The 17348-nt window shown below is 65.2% G+C and carries 19 protein-coding genes; 14 read left to right on the top strand and 5 right to left on the bottom strand.

The window, feature by feature from the left end:
- Positions 1–113 precede the first annotated feature (113 nt).
- Both P1K30_RS09540 and P1K30_RS09535 read right to left on the bottom strand, forming a co-directional pair.
- Positions 114–1064 (bottom strand): alpha/beta hydrolase, encoded by a 951-nt coding sequence (locus P1K30_RS09540; protein ID WP_275632492.1) that lies wholly within the window; start codon positions 1062–1064, stop codon positions 114–116.
- 87 nt (positions 1065–1151) lie between these two features.
- On the bottom strand, positions 1152–1502 hold the full coding sequence (locus tag P1K30_RS09535; protein ID WP_275632491.1) for a cyclophilin-like fold protein: 351 nt from the start codon (positions 1500–1502) through the stop codon (positions 1152–1154).
- Positions 1503–1883: 381 nt separating this feature from the next.
- Between P1K30_RS09535 and P1K30_RS09530 the strand changes: the two genes are divergently transcribed.
- The 12 genes from P1K30_RS09530 (at position 1884) to P1K30_RS09475 (ending at position 12970) form a co-directional block, all read left to right on the top strand.
- Positions 1884–2342 (top strand): (R)-mandelonitrile lyase, encoded by a 459-nt coding sequence (locus tag P1K30_RS09530; protein ID WP_275632490.1) that lies wholly within the window; start codon positions 1884–1886, stop codon positions 2340–2342.
- Positions 2320–3345, top strand: a complete 1026-nt coding sequence (locus P1K30_RS09525) for a PQQ-dependent sugar dehydrogenase (protein ID WP_275632489.1) — start codon at positions 2320–2322, stop codon at positions 3343–3345. The genes P1K30_RS09530 and P1K30_RS09525 overlap by 23 nt, the downstream gene beginning before the upstream one ends.
- Positions 3346–3433: 88 nt before the next feature.
- On the top strand, positions 3434–4330 hold the full coding sequence (locus P1K30_RS09520) for a LysR family transcriptional regulator (protein WP_275632488.1): 897 nt from the start codon (positions 3434–3436) through the stop codon (positions 4328–4330).
- Positions 4331–4439: 109 nt separating this feature from the next.
- On the top strand, positions 4440–5201 hold the full coding sequence (locus P1K30_RS09515; RefSeq protein WP_275632487.1) for a carboxymuconolactone decarboxylase family protein: 762 nt from the start codon (positions 4440–4442) through the stop codon (positions 5199–5201).
- Between the two features lie 103 nt (positions 5202–5304).
- A complete protein-coding gene (locus tag P1K30_RS09510; RefSeq protein WP_275632486.1) occupies positions 5305–6675 on the top strand; it encodes an MFS transporter in 1371 nt (456 codons plus the stop codon).
- 152 nt (positions 6676–6827) lie between these two features.
- Positions 6828–7463 (top strand): NADPH-dependent F420 reductase, encoded by a 636-nt coding sequence (locus tag P1K30_RS09505; protein WP_275632485.1) that lies wholly within the window; start codon positions 6828–6830, stop codon positions 7461–7463.
- Between the two features lie 25 nt (positions 7464–7488).
- The gene (locus tag P1K30_RS09500; RefSeq protein ID WP_275632484.1) at positions 7489–7884 is read left to right on the top strand and encodes a (R)-mandelonitrile lyase; all 396 of its coding nucleotides are present in this window, start codon (positions 7489–7491) and stop codon (positions 7882–7884) included.
- A gap of 262 nt (positions 7885–8146) precedes the next feature.
- On the top strand, positions 8147–8914 hold the full coding sequence (locus tag P1K30_RS09495; RefSeq protein WP_275632483.1) for an SDR family NAD(P)-dependent oxidoreductase: 768 nt from the start codon (positions 8147–8149) through the stop codon (positions 8912–8914).
- A 174-nt stretch (positions 8915–9088) separates the two neighbouring features.
- Positions 9089–9949, top strand: a complete 861-nt coding sequence (locus P1K30_RS09490; protein WP_275632482.1) for an aldo/keto reductase — start codon at positions 9089–9091, stop codon at positions 9947–9949.
- A gap of 314 nt (positions 9950–10263) precedes the next feature.
- Positions 10264–11760 (top strand): aminotransferase class V-fold PLP-dependent enzyme, encoded by a 1497-nt coding sequence (locus tag P1K30_RS09485; protein ID WP_275632481.1) that lies wholly within the window; start codon positions 10264–10266, stop codon positions 11758–11760.
- A gap of 17 nt (positions 11761–11777) precedes the next feature.
- Positions 11778–12347: a CMD domain protein gene (locus P1K30_RS09480; protein WP_275632480.1), complete on the top strand. Its 570-nt coding sequence runs from the start codon at positions 11778–11780 to the stop codon at positions 12345–12347.
- 14 nt (positions 12348–12361) lie between these two features.
- Positions 12362–12970: an alkylhydroperoxidase domain protein gene (locus tag P1K30_RS09475; RefSeq protein WP_275632479.1), complete on the top strand. Its 609-nt coding sequence runs from the start codon at positions 12362–12364 to the stop codon at positions 12968–12970.
- A gap of 63 nt (positions 12971–13033) precedes the next feature.
- Here P1K30_RS09475 and P1K30_RS09470 read toward each other — a convergent pair whose 3' ends face one another.
- Positions 13034–13852, bottom strand: a complete 819-nt coding sequence (locus tag P1K30_RS09470; protein WP_275632478.1) for an SDR family oxidoreductase — start codon at positions 13850–13852, stop codon at positions 13034–13036.
- 180 nt (positions 13853–14032) lie between these two features.
- Here P1K30_RS09470 and P1K30_RS09465 point away from each other — a divergent pair, with 180 nt between their 5' ends.
- Positions 14033–14758: a FadR/GntR family transcriptional regulator gene (locus P1K30_RS09465; protein WP_275632477.1), complete on the top strand. Its 726-nt coding sequence runs from the start codon at positions 14033–14035 to the stop codon at positions 14756–14758.
- Positions 14758–15417: an RraA family protein gene (locus P1K30_RS09460; protein ID WP_275632476.1), complete on the top strand. Its 660-nt coding sequence runs from the start codon at positions 14758–14760 to the stop codon at positions 15415–15417. Before P1K30_RS09465 ends, P1K30_RS09460 begins: the two co-directional genes overlap by 1 nt.
- Before the next feature lie 34 nt (positions 15418–15451).
- Here P1K30_RS09460 and P1K30_RS09455 read toward each other — a convergent pair whose 3' ends face one another.
- Together P1K30_RS09455 and P1K30_RS09450 are read right to left on the bottom strand one after the other, a co-directional pair.
- Positions 15452–16252: an IclR family transcriptional regulator gene (locus tag P1K30_RS09455; RefSeq protein WP_275632475.1), complete on the bottom strand. Its 801-nt coding sequence runs from the start codon at positions 16250–16252 to the stop codon at positions 15452–15454.
- A 144-nt stretch (positions 16253–16396) separates the two neighbouring features.
- On the bottom strand, positions 16397–17326 hold the full coding sequence (locus P1K30_RS09450; RefSeq protein ID WP_275632474.1) for a dihydrodipicolinate synthase family protein: 930 nt from the start codon (positions 17324–17326) through the stop codon (positions 16397–16399).
- Between the last annotated feature and the right edge of the window lie 22 nt (positions 17327–17348).

Below are 17348 nucleotides of genomic sequence, written 5' to 3'. Positions count from 1 at the left end.
CAGACTATGCGGCGGGAACCCATAGTAAGCATGAGGCTGGCTCATCAATGCGGCCCCGGCCTTGGCGGGCCGGGAAAAGAGGGGGCCGGTCACGCGGCCCCCTCCCGATATTGTTACTTCAAAGCCTTGCCGAAGAAGTCCTCGAGCTTGGCAAAGGGGATCTTGTCCATCTTGTCGTACAGATCGACGTGGTTCGCGTTCTCTACGATGTACAGTTCCTTGGGCTCGGGCAGTTCCTTGAACACGTCTTCCGAGAAATAGCGCGAATGCGCGTCGTCACCCATCACCAGAAGGGTCGGGCGGCCGTCCAGCCAGTCGAGGTCGTTCAGCAGCGCGAAGTTCATCCACGACGCGGTGCTGGTCATGGTGAACTGCGTGATCGAACGCGGGTGATAGCCACGGGGGCGCGAGTAGAATTCACCAAACTCGGCGCCCACAGGGTTTTCGTCCGCGTTCCAGTCCAGCGGCGCACCGCGACCCGTCAGTGCCGGCTCTTCCGTTTCGAAGTCGGCCCAGCGTTGCTCGGCCAGCGTCTTCAGCAGATCCTTGCGGTCGCTATCGGTCATGCTGTCGCCGAAGCCCATCTTTTGCATCCGGCTGATGTCGTACATCGACACCGTGGCGACGGCCTTGATGCGCGGGTCGACCTTCGCGGCGGACAGGGCGAAGCCGCCCGAACCGCAGATGCCGATGGCGCCGATCTTCTCACGGTCGACGAAGGGGCGGGTGCCAAGAAAGTCGACCCCGGCCATGAAATCCTCGACCATCTGGTCGGGCGACGACAGGTGATGCGGATAGCCTTCCGACGCACCGTTGTAGGCCGGGTCGAAGGTCAGAACGACATAGCCCTTCTGGGCCAGTTCGTTGGCGTAGATGCCGGGGCCTTGTTCCTTCACGCCGCCATAGGGCGCGCCGACGATCAGCGCGGGATAGCTGGCGGTCTCGTCGAAATCGGCGGGGCGATACAGATCCGCCGAGATGCCGATGCCATAGCGGGTGTCGAAGGTGACCGGCGTGCGGGTCACGTTGTCGGAAAGGTCGAAGATATAGTTGTTGGTGGTCATGGGTCTTTCCTGTTTTCAGGCGCACAAGGCGGCCAGCCCGCCGCACGCAGGCAGCAGGATCGGTCGCGCGATGGCGCCGTGTTGGGGCTAGTCGGCCAGCTGGATGCGGACCGGCACGTCGCTGGCGCGGTCAAGCGCGTCGACGGGACCGTCGAACTGTCCCAGCCGGATCAACCCGGCAGAGGACTGGAACGGCTTGAGGAAGATCGCGAGATTGCTCCATGGGCGGTACTGGGTGATGTCACCCGCCTTTGGCTCGTAAGCCTTCGGCATACCGGAATTGTCGAGCTGGCGGCCAAGGTCGGCCACTTTCTCGATCCCGTGGAAGTCGGACAGCGACAACTCCAGCGGCAGCATCGCGGCAAAGTCGCGGGCCGGCGCGCTGTCGTCGAGCGTGGCGCTGAGCGTTTCGGTTTCGACAATGACGTCAATCTTCATCTTGCCATCCTCGTTCATGGTCTGGTCTTGGGCGGCCTGCGCCGCCGGTGCCAGGGTGAGACAAAGAGCCGTAAGCGCGGCTGCGGGGCGGTTCATGTCGCCGCCCGTGTCACGGCGTCTCTGCATTGCGGTCAAGACAGCATTTAACCGGCCCAGCCGCGCCGACTATCCCCGCATATGAACTGTCTCCCATGAGGCGGCTTCATCAATCCGGCCAGTCAACGCCGCATCAACCGGCAACATTGATGAGTCGCCCTCATCGGTGCCATCCGCTTTCCGGCCATTATAACACGTCGCCTTCGCCATAGGTCTGTCTCGCAGGTCGGGGATGTTCCCCGGCGCAGGCCCTCAGGCCGCCTCATCAAAAGGAGACGACCCGACATGAAACGTACGCTTACCGCACTCGCCTTGACCATTGCCGCCACCGGTGCATCCGCGCAGCAGATGGAACACACGACCGGCCTTGAACGCGGCGGCCAGATCGGTTCCGCCGAAACCTTCACCGGCACCGTGTTCGTCGCGCCGGTTTTCGGCGGGAACATGAACGACGTCAGCGCCGGTGAAGTGACCTTCATGCCCGGCGCGCGCTCTGCTTGGCATACGCATCCGATTGGCCAGTATCTCGTCGTGACCGCTGGCACCGGCTGGTATCAGGAAGAAGGCCAGCCGAAGCAGATCATGCGCACCGGCGACGTCGTTTTCGCGCCCGCCGACGTGAACCATTGGCACGGCGCGACCGACAGCACGTCGGTGACGCACTACGCCATTCAGGCGGCCGAGGACGGAAGCGCCGTGACATGGGGCGAGTTGGTCACCGATGAAGAGTACAACGGTGACTGATCGGGTTTCCCGACTGCGCGGCCTAGCTTTGGCCGCGCTTCTCCTGCCCGCCCCGGTGGCGGCGCAGGAGACCGTGCTGGACGGGCTCGACTATCCTTGGGACGTCGAGGCCGCGTCCGGCACGCTGTACGTCACGGAAAAAGCCGGGACGCTTGGAATTTTCGAATCCGGTGACTTCCGTCGCCTGCCGGTCGAGACCAGCGCGCCGATCCTGAACGACCGGGGCGGCGGGCTGATGGGGCTTGCGCTGACGCCGGACTTCGCCACCACGGGCCGGGTCGTTCTGTACCACCACACCGGCACACCCGACGCGCGCAGCAACCGCGTGATCGAGGCGGTGCTGGACGGCGACCGCTGGCGCGAGACGCGGGTGCTGCTGGACGGCATTCCGGGCCACCCGCTGTACAACGGCGGTCGGGTGGCGTTTGGCCCCGACGGGATGCTGTATGTCACAACCGGCTGGACCGAGAACCGCGCGCTGCCGCAGGACCTGAACAGCATTGCGGGCAAGATCCTGCGTCTGACGCCGGACGGTGCCATTCCGGCTGACAACCCGTTCCCGGACTCGCCGGTCTACTCGCTGGGCCACCGCAATCCGCAAGGGCTGGCGTGGGACGACGACGGCCAGCTGTTTGCTGCCGAGCACGGGCAGTCCGGCAATGACGAGGTGAACCGCATCGTCGCGGGCGGCAACTATGGCTGGCCACTGGTGCAAGGTGACGAGACGGGCGACGGCATGACGTCCCCGCTGGCGCATTCAGGCCGCAGCACTTGGGCGCCGTCCGGGCTGGCATGGGACGGTGACACGCTTTTGCTGGCCGCGATGCGGTCCGGTGCGGTGCTGGCGGTGACGCCGGATGGCGATGTCTCGACCGCGTTTGATGCAGGCGAACGTATTCGCGACGTGCTGGTCGTCGATGGAACGGTTTGGGCGATCACGACCAACCGGTCGCCGCGCCGGGATGGGCCGTCCAGCGACCGCCTTCTGCGCCTGAAACCGTGATCGTACAATCGTGGACGTCATGAGCGTCACGCATATATCGTAGGGGAGACCGCCCATGATACTGGAAAGACAGACGCAGGCCTCCCTTATGCTTCGCGAGAATATCAACGACCTCATCGCGCTGGCCGCCGTCGCGGAAGAGCGCAGCTTCACCAAGGCCGCCGCACGGCTGAACGTGTCGCAATCGGCCCTGAGCCATACGATCAAGGGGCTGGAAAAGCGCCTTGGCCTGCGGCTGCTGACCCGCACGACGCGGTCAGTCGCGCCGACGCTGGAAGGCGAGGACCTGCTGGCCACGCTGAATCCCTGCTTCGAAAAGATCGAGGCGCGGCTTCAGGCGCTGAACGATTCGCAGGACCAGCCCACGGGCACGGTGCGGATCGTCGGGGTGGAATACGCGATCGAGACGATCCTGTGGCCCAAGCTGTCGCCGGTGCTGAAGCAGTATCCCAGCGTGAATATCGAACTGGTGATGGACTATGGCTATACAGACCTTGCGTCGTCGCAATGCGATGCCGGGGTGCGGTACGGCGATCAGGTCAGCGACGGCATGATCTCGATGCGGATCGGGCCGGACGAACGGATGATCTGCGTTGGCGCGCCCGACTATTTCGACGTCGCGGGCGTTCCGCAGGCGCCGCAGGACCTGACCGACCATCGCTGCATCAACCTTCGTCTGTCGACGCACGGCGCGCTGTACGCGTGGGAGTTCGAGGATCAGGATGGCAACGAGATCAACGTGAAGGTGCAGGGGCAGGCGTGCTTCAACACCATCCATCCCGTGATGCGGGCGGCAGTGGACGGGCACGGGCTGGCGCTTGTTCCCGACCGGCTGGCCGCGCCCGAGATCGCGGCGGGGCGGTTGCGCACCTGTCTCGAGGATTACTCGCCAGCGTTTCCGGGGTTCCACCTGTACTATCCCAGCCGCCAGCGCCCGTCCTCGGCCTTTCAGGTCGTGCTGGACGCGCTTCGCCACAAGGACTGACGGGGCATTGATGAAGGGGAGTCATAGCTGGATTGGCGGGGGTCGGCATTAACCGGCGGGGCGCAGGGCCTAGATCCTAAGGCAGATGACACGCAACAGGGAGCACCCCATGAAGACCCGTCTCGCCGCATCCGCCTTCGCCCTTCTCGCCTCGGGCGCAGTGGCCCAAGACCTTGAAACCACCATCCCCTCTTCGGTCGGCGCGGTGGCCCCGGCCCTGCAGAACCACCTGAACGAGGACATCTTCGACGGCGTCTGGAACGACGAAGCCCTGTCGATGCGCGACCGCGCGCTGGTGACCTTCGCGGCTCTGATGACCCGGCACGAGGTGAACAACATCGAAAGCCACGTCGCGCTGGCGCTGGACGCCGGTGTGACCCCGGCCGAGATCTCGGAAACCATCACGCACCTCGCCTTCTACACCGGCATGGGCAACGCCATCGCCGCCGCCGAGGCGACCGCCCCGGTGTTCGAGGCTCGCGGCATCACCGCCGACGATCTGCCTCCCGTTGACCCCGAGCTTCTGCCGCTGAACGAGGAAGCCGAGGCCGCGCGCGAGGAAACCGTGCAAAGCAACTATGCCAACGTTTCGCCGGGCGTGGTCGATACCACGCGCGAGATCCTGTTCCTCGACCTGTGGCTGCGCCCTGATCTCGAGCCGCGCGACCGTTCGCTCGTCACCGTGGCCGCCCTGATCGCGGCGGGCCAGCCCGAGCAGATGACGTTCCACCTGAACCGCGCGATGGACAACGGCCTGACGCAGGAAGAAGCAGGCGCGATGCTGTCGCACCTTGCGTTCTATGCTGGCTGGCCGCGCGTCTTCTCGGCCATGCCGGTCGCGAAAGAGGTGTTCGAGTCGCGCGCCGAGTAATCGGGCGGACGACCGCACCAGAAAAGATAGTGCGGCGGGGGATCCTCCCCCGCCGCATCGCTGGCTGGCTGGCCGGCTTTAAAAAGATACTCAGAGACCCCAGATGGCTGACCCACGCCCCGCGACCCCGACAGATCTTCCGCTGATCATCGTGGCCATCGCGACCTGCCTCGCTCTGGTGGTCTTCACCGCCCCTCTCACGACACTGGACGCCATGACGGACGCGCTAGGGCTAAGCCCCGGCGCGCAGGCATGGATCATGAGTGGAATGCCCCTTGGCGCGGCGTGCGGGCTGCTGACCGCTGGCGCGCTGGGCGACACGCTGGGACGGCGCCGGACCTTCGTGGCCGGGCTTTGGCTGACGGCGGCGTCCTCGGTCGCCGCGGCGCTGTCCGTGAACGGGCTCATGCTGATCGTGATGCGGGTCGTGCAGGGACTGGGCAGTGCGGGGATCATGGCCTGCGGGCTGGGTCTTCTGGGGCAGGTCTACGATGGGCAGGCCCGGCGGCGGGCCGCAGCGGTTTGGGCCGCCGCGCTGGGCGCGGGTGTGGCGGTGGGACCGCTGATCGCCTCTGGCCTTCTGGCTGTGTCCGGCTGGACCGCAACGCACTGGGCGGTCGCGGCGGTCTCTGCCGCGTTGGCGGTCATGGCGATGTCGCGACTTCCCGAAAGCGACCGGACCGGCGACCGGGTCGACATTGGGGGCAGCGTTCTGCTGATCGCCGGGCTGGCCTGCCTGATGTCCGCTTTGATCGAGGTCCGTGTCGGCTCGACAGGGCTTGTCACCGCGCTGCTGATCGGGGCCGTGGTCCTGCTTGGCCTGTTTTGGCGCATCGAGCGAAGGACCGGGAACCCGATCCTCGCGCTTGAGCTGTTTCGCTATCCCGATTTCTCCGGCGCCACGCTTGCGGCCTTCGCCTCTGGCGCGGGCGTGCTGGCGCTGATGTCGATGGTGCCCACGGCGCTTGTCCGGGGAATGGGCCAAAGTCCGATGAGCGCCGCGGTGATCCTGCTGGCGTGGTCGGGTGTCACCGTGGTGGCCGCGCTGGCGTCTGGCCGTTTGCCCGAACGCCTGACACCGCGCCAGCGGGTCATCGGCGCCATCGCTGGCTGCGGCGTGGGACAAGCCCTGATGCTGGCCGCTGGCACCGGGACAAGCTGGGCGGTTGTGCTGCCGGGCCTGCTGATCGCGGGCGTGTCGAACGGGATCTTGAACGCATCGCTGGGACACGAGGCGGTGCAAACCGTGCCACCGGAACGCGCCGCGATGGGCTCTGCCGCCAACAACACGGCACGCTATCTTGGCTCTGCCCTTGGTATCGCGCTGATTTCCGTCCTGATCGCGCAGAAATCCGGTGCCGGGACCGATTTCTTTGACGCTTGGCACGCGGCTGTCATTGCCAGCACCGCGTTCAGCGTCCTTGGCGTGCTGGCCATGCTGGTGGTGTCGCGCCCGCGCGGAGTCGTCCGCTAATGTGGGACTGATGAGTTTGGTTCATGACTGGGGTGCTTTAAACTATCATTTACCTGGTCAGGCCCAAACCCACATCTGACTCATGACCGGCGACGGTCGAAGCATCGCGAATGCGGCTTCCTGCGCGTCGGCCCTTGAAAAAGGAGACCCACATGAAAATCGGCATCCTCGGTTCCGGACTGATGGGCGGCAAGCTTGGTACGCTTTGGGCCAAGTCGGGCCATGACGTCACCTTTTCTTTCGCCCGGACCGAGCAAAAGCTATCCCGTCTCGCGGAAGAGGCGGGCGCACGCTATGGCAGCGTTGCCGACGCGGTAAAGGACGCCGATGCCGTGCTTCTGGCGGTTCACTGGTCAAAGGTCGATGACGTGCTGGACCAAGCGGGCGATCTGGCGGGCACGGTCGTGCTGAACTGCTGCATCCCTTTGAACGACACCGACAGCGAACTGGTGCTGGGCCTGACCACGTCGGGCGCCGAGGAACTGGAAAAGATGCGCCCCGATGCCCGCTGGGTCGGGTGCTTCTCGACCACGCCGTCGGAAAGCTTCTTTCCCGTCTTCGACCGCAAGGGGCAGCCAACGCCGCCCCACGTCATGGCCTATGGCGATCACGACGATGCCAAGGACGTCGCCTTTTCCCTGATCCGCGACATCGGATTCGAGCCACAGGACACAGGCGGGCTGCGCAATGCCCGTTACGTCGAGCCCTTCGCCATGGCGACGGTCGAGCTTGCCTATGTCCAGCCGGGGCCCGCGTCGTGGACCTACCGTTTCGAAAAACTGCGCTAAGGCGCACCACAAAAGGAGAAATCCAATGAAAATCATCCGCGCAGGCAGCAATCCCTCTTCGCAGGGCCCCGAAGACTACTTCACCGGCACCGTGCGTCTGGACCCGATGTTCCAAGCTGACGAGCCCGGCCGCACCTCGGGCGCGCATGTCACGTTCGAACCGGGCGCGCGCACCGCGTGGCACACCCACCCGGCAGGGCAGACCATCATCATCACCTTCGGCCGCGGCCGCGTTCAGCGCGAAGGCGGCCCGGTGGAAGAGGTCACGTCCGGCGACGTGGTGTTCTTCCCCGCCGGTGAAAAGCACTGGCATGGCGCCGCGCCCGAGAACGCGATGAGCCATATCGCGATTCAGGAAAGCATCGACGGCAGCCCGGTGACGTGGATGGAAAAGGTCGCCGACGAAGACTACAACGGCTGATCCCAAAGACCTTTCCGGCGGCGATACATCGTCGATGGATGGGGCGGACGCGGAAACGCGCCCGCCCTTTTTCATCCTGCGTCCCGACACGCGGTGCAGCGGCCACGCCCCCCGTTCTTTGATGAAACTGCGTCATGAATGACGTGCAGCGCGGCGCCGTAGTCCGGCCCGGGGCCGTGGCTATCTGTGCTCAGAGCGGCGCGAACGCCGTGCCGCACGTTGCGAAACCAGACGCAACGATCTGGATAAGAAGGAAAAACCAATGAAACAGCTGCTAAGCGGAAAAACCGCGGTGATCACCGGGGCCAGCAAGGGCATCGGCTTCGCCATTGCCGAACTCTTCTCGGAAGAAGGGGCGAATGTCGTCCTGACGGCCCGCGGCAAGGACGGGCTCGACAAGGCGGTCGACGCGATCGAAGCCAAGGGCGGCAAGGCGATCGGTGTCGTGGCCGACAGTGCCGACCGCGATGCCCCTGCCAAGGTGTTCAAGCAAGCGATCGACGCCTTCGGGCAGATCGACATCATGGTGAACAACGCGGGCGTCGGCGAAATGTACGCGGTCGAGAAGACGACCGACGACCACTTCGACGACATCATGCAGATCAACCTTGCCGGTCCGTTCCGGTACTGCCGCGAGGCGATCAACCACATGATGCCGCGCAACGAGGGCCGGATCATCAACGTGTCGTCGGTCAACGGGACCAAGCCGATTTGCGGCGTGGCCTATACGACGACGAAGGGCGGCATCAACACGATGACGCTGAACATCGCGATCCGCCTGTCCGGCACCAACATCCGCTGCAACGCCATCGCGCCCGGCGTGACCGACACGGACGCCGCGCGTGCGTGGGCCGCTGGTGAGCAAGAGGGCGGCGGCGAGATGCTGGAATTCTCGGACAAGTACACCAACACCACCGTACCCTCGACCGAGCCGATCGATCAGGCCTATGCCGCGCTTTACCTTGCCTCCGATATGGGGCGCGCGGTCACCGGGCAGGTCATTCAGGTCGACAACGGTCAGTTCCTGTAAGATCGGGGCGCGCGTGGCCGAGTCTCATTGATGAGTACCGATCATGGGTGAGAGTGATTTTCCGGCGATTATCGCAGCCGGTCCGCGCGCCTATCTAGCAGGTCAGATGAACGGCACTGCTCGTTCCCACCTGTAACCCGGCTTTGAAAAGCCAGCAAAGAAAGGACGAACGTTATGATCCTTCAAGAGACTCAGACCCTGCCGAACGGCGTGGCCGTTCCGAAAATCGCCCTTGGCACCTGGATGATCGACGATGACAAGGTCGGCGAAGCCGTCGTTGCCGCGATCAAGCTGGGCTACCGCCACATCGACACCGCGCAGGCCTATGGCAACGAACGCGGCGTCGGCGAAGGCATCCGCAACAGCGGCGTCGCCCGCGAAGAGCTGTTCGTGCAGACCAAGCTTGCCGCCGAGGCGAAAGACTACGACTCGGCCAAGGCCGCCATCGAAGGCTCGCTGGAAACGATGGGCCTTGATTACATCGACCTGCTGATCATCCACAGCCCGACCCCGTGGGAAGACTTCGGCGGCGAAGACCGCTTCTTCGAAGGCAACCTTGCCGCGTGGAAAGCGATGGAAGAGGCGCTGGACGCTGGCAAGATCCGCGCCATCGGCGTGTCGAACTTCCAGAAGCAGGACCTTGATAACCTGCTGCAGAACGCCACGACCAAGCCGATGATCAATCAGGTGCTGGCCCACGTCGGCAACACGCCGTTCGAGCTGATCGACTATTCCAAAAGCAACGGCATGCTGGTCGAAGCCTATTCGCCCATCGGCCACGGCTCGATCCTTCAGAACGAAGAGATCGGCGAAATGGCGAAGAAATACGGCGTGAGCATTCCGCAGCTGTGCATCCGCTACATCCTGCAGCTCGACCTGCTGGCGCTTCCGAAGACCGCCAACCCCGAGCACATGAAGACCAACGCCGACGTCGATTTCGAGATCTCGGCCGAGGACATGGATGCGCTGAAGGCGATCAACGCCAGCGACTACGGCGACGCCAGCGCCTTCCCGGTTTTCAGCGGCGCGAAGTAACTTCGCGGTTCTGACGATCCGAAAATGGCCCCGGGCCTTTGGGCGCTTCCGCACTGCGGGAGCGCCCTTTTTCGTGCGCGGTGCCCTTAGTTGTCGGGCACGGACAACCGATTGTCGTAACCATATTGCACCGCCGGACGCCGTGGACATCTGCGCGGCAGTTTCCCGAACCGATTGTTGCGCGAAACGAATTTCGAAGCCGCGCGCGGCATGTGGATATGCGCGCCTGAAAATTCCGGTATGGAACCCAAGTACGCAAAAAATTTTCGCCAATATCCAGCTATGATGTATCGAGTATGTCGAGATTACCGGAAATGACGCAAAATCACACCACACCCACAGCGCAGCTCGCCGACCTGCCCAGCCTGCCGCGTTTCCTTAAGTCGGTTGCGGACCATCCCGACCCGATCCCGGACCTGCGCGCCGGCGTGATCGGCGACGGCGTCCTGTTCGATGCCGGATTCGGCCCGCAGTCCCTTCTGTATGCCGACTACACCGCATCGGGTCGCGCCCTGCGGCAAGTCGAAAGCTTCATGGCAGAGCAGGTGCTGCCATTCTATGCCAACACCCACACCGAGGCCTCGTTCTGCGGCGGTGTGATGACCCGCCTGCGCGAAGCAGGGCGGGCCGAGGTGGCGCGTCTGACTGGCGCGGGGCCTGACTGTCACGTCATCTTCACCGGCTCGGGTGCCACCGGGGGGCTGAACCGGATCGTGGCGGGGCTGGATCTTGCTGCGCGGGCCGCGCGGGGCGAACGCGTGGCCGTGCTGACCGGACCTTACGAACACCACTCTAACATCCTGCCGTGGCGCGAAAGCGGCGTCGAGGTGATCGAAATCCCCGAAGCCGCGACAGGCGGCCCGGACATGGCGGCGCTGCAAGATGCACTGGCGCGCGTTGCCGGATACGATCTTGTCATCGGCACCTTCGCGGCGGCGTCCAACGTGACCGGCATCCTGACCGACACCGACGCCGTGACGCGGGTTCTGAAGGCCGCAGGTGCCGTGGCGGTCTGGGACTATGCCGCCGCCGCCCCCTATATCCCCATCGACATGAGCAGCGGGGACGCGGCGAAGGACGCCATCGTCTTTTCGCCGCACAAGTTTCCCGGCGGGCCCGGGGCGACCGGCATCCTTGTGCTGCGCGATGGCATCGGCTGGCGCGAGACGCCGACCGCGCCCGGTGGCGGATCGGTTCGCTTCGTGTCGCCGTGGGATCACCTGTACTCGACCCGCATCGAGGCGCGCGAAGAAGCGGGCACGCCGAACGTGGTCGGCGACATTCGCGCGGCGCTGGCGCTGCTGGTGAAGGACGCAGTCGGCTGCGACCGGATCGCCGAGCGGGACGAGGCCTTCCGCCTGCGCGCGCTAGAGGCGTGGTCGAAGGTGCCCGAGATCGAAATCCTCGGCCAGCGGGCCGGGGCGCGGGCGCTGCCGGTGTTCTCGTTCCGGGTGCGCGACGGCAAAGGCGGGCTGGTGCATCACCAGCTGTTCACCCGGATGCTCAGCGACATGTACGGCATTCAGGTGCGCGGCGGCTGCGCCTGCGCTGGCCCCTATGCGCACCGGTTGCTGGACCTTGATCAGCCTGCCTCGCAGGCGGTCACGGCGCAGCTTGACGCCGGGTGCGAACTGGACAGGCCGGGCTGGGTGCGGCTGAATTTCAGCTACCTGTTCAGCGACGAGCAGGCCGACCGCGTGATCGCGGCGGTGGCAGAGCTTGCCCGCACCGCCTCTAGTGTCGCGGAACGATATGTCGGCGACCCGGCCACGGCGCGTTTCGCGCCCGCTGCGGCTGCCGTGGACGGTTGATAGATATAGAGGATGACATGACGGACGTGATCGACATGCTGGCGGGGCTTCCGTCGGATGCGGACCTGCGCGCGGCGCGGCCCACGGCGCGGGAATCCGCGCAGAAAAGCCACGAGGCGCTGTTCGTGACCGTGCGCGACGGGCTGATGCCGGTCGGCGAACGGCTGGCGGTGGCCTGTTTCGTGGCCGGGCTTCACGGCGACGCCCCGGCGATGGAGATGTACGCGGGCTTGCTGGCCGAAAGCGATGCGGCGGGCCTGTCGGATGCCATCGCCGCAGCGGTCAAGGCTGGGCGCACCGAAGGCCCCTATGGCGCGTTCCCCGAAGGCCCGCTGAGTGTCGAAGACACGCCCGGCATGACCTTCACGGCCGATGCCGATGCGCTTGGCGCGCGGCTGGCCGCCGCGTTCGATCATGCGCATCTGCTGGTGTTCCATCCGCGTGACGCGGGCCGCGATGCCATCGTGGCGCTGACCGAGGCCGGGTGGAACGCCACCGACATCGTGACGCTGTCGCAGTTGATTTCCTTCCTCAGCTTCCAGATCCGCGCCGGTGCCGGCTTGCGTGTTCTGGCGGCCACCCGCTGACCGGAGCCGCGCCGATGACCGAGACCGTGCTGACCCACGACAACCCCGACGAACCGAACGTCTTCACGCAGGACATGCTGGGCTGGGAGCCGTGGCTGCCGCCGATGGCAGAGGCCGACCTGACCGACCGCCACTGGGAGGCGCTGGTCCAGAAGGGCCGGTCCAAGATGCCCTATTTCATGCTGCTGGCCCGTGATCCGGATATTCTGGAATACCGGACGCGCACCGACATGGACATCTTCTATAACCCGGATGCGGGCCTGCCGCGCGCCGACCGCGAGATGGCTGCCGCGGCGACCTCGCGCTTCAACGGCTGCATCTATTGCGCCTCGGTACATTCGCGCTTCGCCACCCAGCATTCCAAGCGCAAGGACGAGGTCCAGACCTTGCTGGACGAGGGCGTCAGCGCCCGGATCGACCCGCGCTGGGATGCGATCACCGACGCGGCGGTCGCTTTGACCTCGATCCCGATGACCTTCGGTCCCGAACATGTCGAGGCGCTGCGCGCCACCGGGATGGACGATCAGGCGATTGCCGACGCGATCTACGCGATCTCGTTCTTCAACTGGGCAAACCGGCTGATGCTGTCGCTTGGGCCGACACTGCCGGGCGACAGCGCCTAGGCCCCAAACGAAAAGGCGCGGCGCCCGGGTCCGGGGGCCGCGCCGATGTTTCGCCGCCGTGGCTCACCAGGCGGTGAAGCCACCGTCCAGCACAAGGTTGGCGCCGGTCATGTAGGAAGAGGCGTCCGAGGCAAGGAACTGCACGATGGGGCCGAATTCCTCGATCTCGGCCTGACGGCCCATCGGGACGCGCTGCAGGAAGGCGTCGATGAATTCCTTGTCGAACGATCCGGTCTTTACGCCCCCGAAGGTGACAAGGTTCGTGCGCACGCCCTTTTTCGCCCAGTAGGTCGCAAGATAGCGGGTCATGTTCAGCAGCCCCGACTTCGACGCGGCATAGCTGATCGCCTTGACGAAGGGCTCGCCGTCGCGTTCCTCGCGGTAGGCGTACAGCGCCTGATTGGGCGACACCATGCCGTACATCGACCCGACCATGATGATCGACCCGCGCCCGGCCTCGGCCATGCGGCTACCGATCACCTGGCTGCACAGCATGCAGCCGGTCAGGTTCGTTTCGATCACGTCGTCCCAGTATTTCTTCGGGTAAACCTCGAACGGGCTGTTCTGATCCGCGTCGCCGTCCGGTTTGCTGTCGATCCCGGCGTTGTTCACCAGCACATGCGGCACGCCCCAGTCGGCGGTCACCTGATCCGTCGCGGCGATCAGGCTGTCCTTGTCCTTTACGTCGGCCTTGTAGACGCGGACGTTGTCGGACAGGCCGGGAAACTGCTCTTCGATTTCCTCTTTCGTGCGGGTGCGGCGGGCGAAGATCGCGACCTTCGCGCCGTTTTCGGCAAGCTGCTTGGTGAATTGCGTCCCAAGCTGTCCCAGCCCGCCTGTCACGATCGCGACCCGTCCTTCGATATTGAAAAAGTCCTGCATGCGCGTGGTTCCTCCCTGATCATTCCATTCCGCGAAGGGCGGCCCGGCGGTCGGGCGGCGCGCGCTTCGCTGGTCGCGGCAAGTGTTGACATATGACTTATGTCATGAGTAGGGATAACCACGGGCCGCCGGAGCGTCAACAGCAGGACGCACCGCCGGACGGCCGCAAAGGGGGGAGCGATGAGCGTCAGCAGGGGCAAACTGCACACGACCGTGTCGTCGGCACTCGAGGACCGAATCCTCGGGGGGGAACTGAAGGTCGGCGACAAGCTGGGTTCGGAAAGCGCGATCGCGGACGAATTCGGCGTTTCGACCCGCTCTGTCCGCGAAGCGATCCAGACGCTCGAAACCAAGGGCCTTGTCCGCCGCCGCCACGGGGGCCGCACCACCGTCGTGCGCGAGGACGTGCACGAATTCATCGACACGCTTGCCGTCACCGTCCGCCAGCAGCTTGCCGCCGATCCGGGGTACCTAGAGCAGCTGATGCAGGCACGGCGGATGATCGAGACCGAGACGATCGAATTGCTGATGACCCGCGACCCCAGCGTGACGCCGGATGTCGAGGCGGCGCTGGACCGGATGCGCATCGCGCGGGACGAGGGCGATTTCACCGGCTTCGTGGTGGCCGACGCGGCCTTTCACCTTGCGCTGGTGCATTCCTCCGGCAACCGCATCCTTGCGATCATGTACGACAATTTCGCCAACCTGATCGGCGAGATGATCCAGCTGTCCAGCCGGGTGCCGACCAAGTCGCTGGACGAAGCCTATGCCGAACACGCCGAGATTTTCGCCTGCATCCGAGACCGCGACGAAGCGGGGGCGCAGGCCCTGATGCGGGCCCAGATCGACCGCAGCGCGGACTATCTTCGCGTTGCCATCGCGAAAGCACAGCAAAAGGAAGACTGATGTTCGACTACGACTATTCGCCCGCAGAGAAGGACGCGATGACGCGCCTGTCCAAGTGGTACTCGGGCGACATCCACGACAGCATGGAGGCGCTGGGCCTGTGGGGACATCTTGAGGGGATCTCGTTGCTGGGATCGCTTGCCGACGGCGATGTGGTCTGCGGGCCCGCCGTCACCGTCCTGTTCGAACCGTCCGACCGCAAGGGCGAGCCGCAGGACGTGTATCACAACGCGATCGACAACGTGCCGCCGGGCGGCATCATGGTGGTCGATGCGTCCTGTGCGCCGGGGTCGTGCTCGGGCGAGCTGATGAGCACTGGCGCCAAGACCGCGGGCGCGGCGGCGACCATCGTCAACAGCACGGTCCGCGATCTCGCGCAGGTGCGGGCGCTTGGCTATCCGCTGTTCGGCACCGCGCCCAGCCCGGTCGGCGTGACCGGCAAGAAGGAACCGATGAAAAGCCAGGTGCCCGTCACCCTTGGCGGCACGACCGTGTCTCCGGGCGATTTGATCTTCGGGGATGTCGATGGCGTCGTGTGCATCCCGCGCGCGCATATGGTGGCGGTTGCCGATCAGGCCGACGCGCTGGGCCGGGACGAGGCGTCCGCTCGCGACCGGATCCTTGCGGGTGAAAAACTGCAAGCCGTCTGGCCGGCCTGATCCGATGGTCGTTTCCTGCCACGCCCCGGTGTCGTCAGCGGTTGTAGCCCAACCGCTGCGAGATCAGGTTGGCGTGGTAGGTGACCACTTGGCTGAAGTCTTCGATCCGCGTGCTGCCCAGTTCCCAGACCGGGGCGCTGACGCTGATCGCGGCGAAGACGCGGCCCGAGGCGTTGCGGATCGGCGCGCCGACGCAGCGCAGCGACGGCTGGTGTTCGCCATCGTCAAGGGAATACCCCCGCTCTCGCGTGGCGGCCAGATCGGCGCGCAGCGCGTCCGGATCGGTCAGCGTGGTGTCGGTCAGCGGTTTCAGTCCCAGCGCGATCACCCGGTCGACGGTCTCTTCGTCCTGGTGGGCAAGGATCGCCTTGCCGACGCTGGTGCAATAGGCGGGCGAATTCTCGACAAAGCTGCTGGGGGTCATCCCGTCCTTGCCGGATTCGGTCCGCTGGATCACCACCGCGCGCTGGCCGTCGAACACCGCAAGGTGGACGGTGCGGTTCGTCAGTTGGTGCAGCGCGTTGACGATCGCGCTGCCCTCGCGGTGCAGTTCAAGGTTCGCCAGAACGGTCGAGCCCAGTTCGAACAGGCGCAGCCCCAGCCGGTAGGCGTCGCGCTCGTGTTCCTGTTCCAGAAACCCGACCTCGCGCATCGAGGCGGCAAGCCTGTGGGTGGTCGAGCGGGGAAAGCCGGTGATCTCGCAGATCTCGGCCAGCGACAGCGAGCGCCGGTTCAGGTCGAAGCAATCCAGGATCTTCGCAACCTTGTTCAGCGACTTCAGGCTGTCCTCTCCCGACTTGCGGGGCGGTCTGGCGGATTGCGCGGGGCTGTCCATGCGGGCTGTCTCGTTTCCTTTCCTCGGCAGGGCGCGGGGGGCCTGTCCTTTCCCCGTATACCCGTCCGATACGCCGCGCGGCAATCCGCGGCTGGCGGACGCGGGTCCAAAGCCCCGCGCCGCGCCGTGACGTTACGCGCCGGATCAGGCCGCGCGGGCGGCTTCCGTCGCTTCCAGAACCGGGTCCAGCGCCGCGTCGATCAGGCGCTGCCGGTCGGCGTCGACCTTTTCCATCGGCGCGCGCGGGTGGAACAGGGGCAGACCCTGCCGCGACTGAACGTACTTCACGCAGGCCGGCAGCTGGTCGTGCGGCATCGCGTTCCACAGGGCGTTCAGCTTGAAGTGCAGGTCGCGCGCCACGGCGTCATCGCCACGCTGAACTGCGTCGAACATCGTGACGGTGGTGCCGGGAACGGCGCAGGTCAGCGCGCTGATCGCACCGTGCGCACCCATCGAGAACGCCGGGTACAGCAGGGCGTCGATACCGCTAAGAACAAGGTTCTCGGGCTTTGCGCGCAGCAGCAAGTCGGTGACGGATTTCAGGTCGCCCGAGCTTTGCTTCATGCCGACCACGCCGGGCACTTCGTCCATGATGGTGATCATGTCGTCGACGCTGAGATAGTTCCACGGGATCACGTTGTAGATCAGGATCGGGATCTGCGTGGCTTCCCAGATCTCGCGGAAGTGCTTGATCGTGGCCTTCAGGCTGGTCTTGAACAGGTAATAGACCGGGGTGACCTGCAGCGCGTCGATCTTGATGTCGCCCAGCATTTCGACGCGCTCGATCGCGTCACGGGTCGAGTTGACGATCAGGCCCGCCACGAACGGCACGCGGCCGGCGGTGGCGCTGTGGGCTTCGGTCATCGCGGTGACGAATTCGCTGTGCGACAGGGTGTGCCCCTCGCCGGTCGAGCCGCCGGCGACGACACCGCGCACGCCCGCGCCGACCATCATGTCGATCTGCGGACCGATGGCGTCGGCCACCAGCTTGCTGTCGTCGTCGAAGGGCATCGCCAGCGGCGGCAGAATGCCCGTCAGTGTGTTTCGGACCGAAAGAGCTACTTCGTTCGGCATGTTCCATCTCCTCCTTTGGGGG

Origin of the sequence: Psychromarinibacter halotolerans (genome assembly GCF_029168315.1) — a bacterium.
In the GTDB taxonomy this organism is placed as follows: domain Bacteria; phylum Pseudomonadota; class Alphaproteobacteria; order Rhodobacterales; family Rhodobacteraceae; genus Psychromarinibacter; species Psychromarinibacter halotolerans.
This window is presented reverse-complemented; position numbering and strand designations above follow the sequence as displayed.

Coding starts and splice junctions, on each gene's coding strand:
- P1K30_RS09540 (WP_275632492.1), bottom strand. CDS start 1,064: ATGACCACCAACAACTATATCTTCGACCTTTCCGACAACGTGACCCGC.
- P1K30_RS09520 (WP_275632488.1), top strand. CDS start 3,434: ATGCTTCGCGAGAATATCAACGACCTCATCGCGCTGGCCGCCGTCGCG.
- P1K30_RS09490 (WP_275632482.1), top strand. CDS start 9,089: ATGATCCTTCAAGAGACTCAGACCCTGCCGAACGGCGTGGCCGTTCCG.
- P1K30_RS09505 (WP_275632485.1), top strand. CDS start 6,828: ATGAAAATCGGCATCCTCGGTTCCGGACTGATGGGCGGCAAGCTTGGT.
- P1K30_RS09485 (WP_275632481.1), top strand. CDS start 10,264: ATGACGCAAAATCACACCACACCCACAGCGCAGCTCGCCGACCTGCCC.
- P1K30_RS09530 (WP_275632490.1), top strand. CDS start 1,884: ATGAAACGTACGCTTACCGCACTCGCCTTGACCATTGCCGCCACCGGT.
- P1K30_RS09450 (WP_275632474.1), bottom strand. CDS start 17,326: ATGCCGAACGAAGTAGCTCTTTCGGTCCGAAACACACTGACGGGCATT.
- P1K30_RS09510 (WP_275632486.1), top strand. CDS start 5,305: ATGGCTGACCCACGCCCCGCGACCCCGACAGATCTTCCGCTGATCATC.
- P1K30_RS09470 (WP_275632478.1), bottom strand. CDS start 13,852: ATGCAGGACTTTTTCAATATCGAAGGACGGGTCGCGATCGTGACAGGC.
- P1K30_RS09495 (WP_275632483.1), top strand. CDS start 8,147: ATGAAACAGCTGCTAAGCGGAAAAACCGCGGTGATCACCGGGGCCAGC.
- P1K30_RS09475 (WP_275632479.1), top strand. CDS start 12,362: ATGACCGAGACCGTGCTGACCCACGACAACCCCGACGAACCGAACGTC.
- P1K30_RS09460 (WP_275632476.1), top strand. CDS start 14,758: ATGTTCGACTACGACTATTCGCCCGCAGAGAAGGACGCGATGACGCGC.
- P1K30_RS09465 (WP_275632477.1), top strand. CDS start 14,033: ATGAGCGTCAGCAGGGGCAAACTGCACACGACCGTGTCGTCGGCACTC.
- P1K30_RS09500 (WP_275632484.1), top strand. CDS start 7,489: ATGAAAATCATCCGCGCAGGCAGCAATCCCTCTTCGCAGGGCCCCGAA.
- P1K30_RS09455 (WP_275632475.1), bottom strand. CDS start 16,252: ATGGACAGCCCCGCGCAATCCGCCAGACCGCCCCGCAAGTCGGGAGAG.
- P1K30_RS09480 (WP_275632480.1), top strand. CDS start 11,778: ATGACGGACGTGATCGACATGCTGGCGGGGCTTCCGTCGGATGCGGAC.
- P1K30_RS09535 (WP_275632491.1), bottom strand. CDS start 1,502: ATGAAGATTGACGTCATTGTCGAAACCGAAACGCTCAGCGCCACGCTC.
- P1K30_RS09515 (WP_275632487.1), top strand. CDS start 4,440: ATGAAGACCCGTCTCGCCGCATCCGCCTTCGCCCTTCTCGCCTCGGGC.
- P1K30_RS09525 (WP_275632489.1), top strand. CDS start 2,320: ATGAAGAGTACAACGGTGACTGATCGGGTTTCCCGACTGCGCGGCCTA.